The 4,240-nt window shown below is 63.4% G+C and carries 1 protein-coding gene; it reads right to left on the bottom strand.

The window, feature by feature from the left end; all coding sequences use genetic code 11:
* A partial coding sequence (locus G1H11_RS24895) for a DUF7927 domain-containing protein (RefSeq protein WP_163821406.1) occupies positions 1–4,240 on the bottom strand: 4,240 nt, incomplete at both ends.

Raw genomic sequence — 4,240 nt, 5'->3', positions numbered from 1 at the left:
TCACCCGTCCAGGTGAGCGTGGTGCCGTCCAGGGAGACGTCGCCTGACGACGCCTCGGCGTCACCGTTCCAGGTGGCGTCGTCGAGGACGTCTGCCAGGTCGTCCTCAATGATCGCCCCCTCCACCGCAGCCGTACCGATGTGGTTGATCGCCACGGTGTAGGTGACCACCTCACCAGCCTCGACCAGCGAACCCGGCTCCGGATCCGCGGTCTTGGAGAACGTGTACGCACCATTGATGTGCTCAGTGGTGCACGCCTCATCCTGACCCTCAGCCGGAACACACTGCTCCGGGTTCGGAGTCGTGACGACGTTCTTCAAGAACCGGTCACCCTCAGCCGTGACCGTGACTGAGTAGGTCACCGTCGCTTCCTCGCCCACATCAAGCGGACCAGCCCACGACAGCACCGGCTCGTCGTACGACGCCTCACCAGACGTCATCTCGACGTCGTCGTTGTAGACCGCGTCGTCCAGGACCTGGGTCATGTCGTCGGTGAATTCCGCGTCCGTCGGCGCCTTCCCGACGTGCTTGACGCTCACCGTGTAGGTGATGACGTCACCAGGCTCCACCTCGGAACCGGACTCCGGGTCCGAGACCTTGCTCACGACGAAGTCACCCAGCAGGTGGTTCGTCGTGCAGTCCGGGTTCTCATCCGGCGCCGGCACACACTGCGAAATGGGATCGTCGCTGGTAACTACGTTGACCAATTCGAAGTCGCCGATGTCTCTCACCGTGACCGAGTAGGTCAACGTCACAACGTCACCAACGTCGAGATCGCCGTTCCAGAACAGGTTCGGCTCCTCGTAGGAGACCTCACCCTGAGACGCCTGCGCGTCGTCGTTCCATTCGGCATCGTCCAGAGCTGCGCTCAGATCGTCCTCGATCCGTGCGTTCTCGACCGCACCCTCACCCTTCTGGGTGATCTCCACCTGGTACGTGACGACATCGCCGACCCGCACTGTGGAACCCGGTGTGGGGTCCGAGGTCTTGGAGTACTCGTAGTAGCCCACCGGGTGCTCGGTCCGGCACTGGCTGTCCTCGTCCGGATCGGGGCATCCCGGCGACCAGACCTCGTTCTCCAGGAAGGCGAATCCCTCTTCACCCTCGCCTTCAGCAAGGTCCGCGACGTCCTTGACCGTCACCGAGTACGTGATGGTCGCGACCTCGCCGACCGGAATATCACCCTCCCAGTAGATGACGCCGTCCTCCAAGGTCGCCTCACCGATATCGGCCGCGAGGTCGTCGTTGTAGACCGCATCGTCGAAGACACCGGCCATGGTGTCCCGGAAGACCGCACCTGCCGGCACGTCGCCCTCTTGAGTCACCGTCACCGTATACGTGATCACGTCACCCGGCTTCACCGTGGTGCCCGACTCCGGATCGGAGGACTTCTCCACCAGATAGTCGGTCACGACCAGCACCGCCGACGTGCGCATCACCAGCTCGGTGTGCTCAGCCCGAGCCTGCGCCCGGTTCACATACACATCCTGCGGCTCAGCACCATCCGTAGTGATCACCACCTGGAACGAGAACGTCCCACCAGGCGCCAACTCACCACCGATCACCCGAATCGCCGTCGGGTTCTCCGGCCGCTCCGTCGTCCACAACTCCGACGGAGCATTCGGAGCACCGTTATCCGGATCAGCCGGATCGTCGGACAGCGTGGCCGGGTCGGCGTCGGTGTAATACACCGTCCCGCCGTTGTTCAACACCACGTCATCCAGCGTGTACGTGCCGTTGAACGACGTACCCCGCTGATCACCGTTGTACGGCAGAATATCGATCGTGTCCGTGAACGCCTGCGAGATCGGGTCGTTCGACTCGATCGCCACCGTCCACGACCCCGTACCCACACCATCGCCCTCACGGTTCGGGATATACGCCACATCCGCCGTCTTCAAAATGATCGTGTAACCGTTGCTGCTGGTCGTGACTGTCCGCGACACCTCACGCGAGTTCTCACCGCCGTAGCTGGAATACGCCGTATTCGTCAGCTGCGTACCCGGCTCGATACTCGAATCAGCCACCGCCTGATACGGCAACTCATGCCACACATTCGTCGCCACGCCGTCCAACGTCCAGGTCAGCACCTGCCGACCCTGCGGGTCCGTCGTCACCACCGGCTCCGGATCAGCCGAACCAGGCTCATACGTCATCCCCAACGGCAACGTATCCACGATCTCATAGCCGTCCACCGTTTCCGGGATAATGCCGGACCCATTCGCCGAATACCTCAAGGTGAAGTTTGCCGGCACACCCGGCGTCACCGTCGCCCGTTCCGCCAGCTTCTGAATCGCGGGCACCGCCGTGACGATTCGCAGAATGTCCCGCCTTCCGCTTGTATGCGGGTATCGGGCATCCGGGGTCGGCGTGACAACGCCTATGTTCTCCGGACCGAACCAGTTGCCATTACGCAACACGGAGCCGAACATCCACACGTCCTGCCCCACCGGCACGTCATCGTTGATCCTGGTTTGAGCGAATATCGAGATCCACTCCGCATCCTCCTCAGCGAACTGCGAGAAGGGGAAGCGCATCCGCACCGACTTCACCGTCGACAGGTCGGCCGGTTCCGTCGTTGTCCAGCCCGCATCGCCGCCGCAGTCGAACTGGTCCGGGTTGTACTGCGGGCTGTCCGGGTTCACCAGCGCGTTGTTGCCCACGTAGTACTCGATGGGGATCGAGTCGATGAATTGCCGCCCGTCGGTCAGGTTGAAATCCTGGATCGCGACGGTACCCCAGGGCGCCGGCGCTTCCGTCAATGTCGCGTATCGGGTGTCAAGCGTCACACACGCGCCGTACTGAGCGTTGCCGGCCACGTTGTCGCCGCTGAAGCGGTTGTTGGTGTTCTGCTGCACGATCGTTCCGGTGGACACCCGGTAGGTGTCGTCCCAGTGGGTGCCACCGGAACCCGTGAATGGCCGCTGATAGGCCGCAGACCAGCTCCCGGGAAGCGTGTAGGACTTGTTGGTCCGGTTGTTCGCGGCTGGGTCGGTGTAGGTCTGGCCACTCGGCGCCGTATACGTCGGCGCGTTGGATTGCAGGCTGATCGAGCCGGCTTGGTTCGTCGACACCCGGAACCACAGCGAACCGCTGGCTACGTAGTCCCAGTCTGGCGGCAACGGATTGCCCGCGCCACCCCCAGCGTCATGGGTGGGCGCATTCACCAGGTCATAGTTGATGCCCCGAAGCGTCAGATCGAACACCCCGGGCTGGCCCGGCACCGGCGCCAGGATGCACTCGTCGACGAAGTTCGTCCCTCGGGAGTTCGCAGGAATGTGGGACCACGGGTGCCCCTCGGCGTTACCCAAGTCGAACGGGGAGCAGCTGAGACCGCTCCTCGGATTGGCGCCGACGTTGACAGCGGCACCCGTGTTCGATGTGACATTCAGCCGGTAGGTGACCTCATCCGGGCCCGGATCTGAGCCCTTGCCGAGCCGCAATGACCATTGGATGTCGACGTCAACATAAGAAGGGTTGGTGGTATCGTCCCAGTCGGCGAGGTTGGTGTTCGTCCCGTAGTGGATGTCCATCACGAACGGGTTCCGGATCGGGATCGGCGGAAGATCCACCGTCTCGCCACCGGGGCTCGTGCCATCCATCACGATTTCTTCACCCGTGACGCCGTTGGCCACCACCGGGGTCTGCAGCACGATCGCGGTGCCCATGTTGACGGTGCCGAAATTACACGTGAGTTCGGACCGGGCGTCATTCAGGCTCGACGCCGGGTCTACGCCAGTGGTGAGACACATGTCCGGGATCTCGGCGAAGAACGCCTTGTCCACCGTGAACGTCGCCACCACGTTGTCCACCGGCTCGTTGCTCGGCGGGTTCTCGGCATCGTTGATATTGATCCGCCACTCACCCACCACCGGGTTACCCCGCGAGATCGTGGCTGGCGGGTTCACCCACCGACCGGTGATCTCATACACCGGAGTCGCCGCCGCAACCCTGAAGTCATTCGCAGCGATTTCAGAAGACTTGCCGGTGTCCTCAGCGGCCGGGCCGTCGCGAGAGTTCTCCGTCGAGGTCTCCTCGTCGGTCGCCACCTCGTCGACCGATTCCTCAGCCGCTTCCCCGTCGGCTGGCTCCTCAGTAGCTTCTTCCTCCGACGCCGGCTCATCGGCCGCATCCTCACCGGAAGTCGGCTCTTCGACTTGCAGATCACTCGTCTCAGCGTCATCCGCCTCGCCCGTGAGCGCGGCCGTCTCGGCCGGTTCCGGCTCGCCCTGCGCGCCCC

This window comes from Phytoactinopolyspora alkaliphila (genome assembly GCF_010550695.1).
Classification (GTDB): Bacteria; Actinomycetota; Actinomycetes; order Jiangellales; family Jiangellaceae; genus Phytoactinopolyspora; species Phytoactinopolyspora alkaliphila.
The sequence above is the reverse complement of the archived record's forward strand: the minus strand, read 5'-3'. Positions and strand labels throughout refer to the sequence as shown.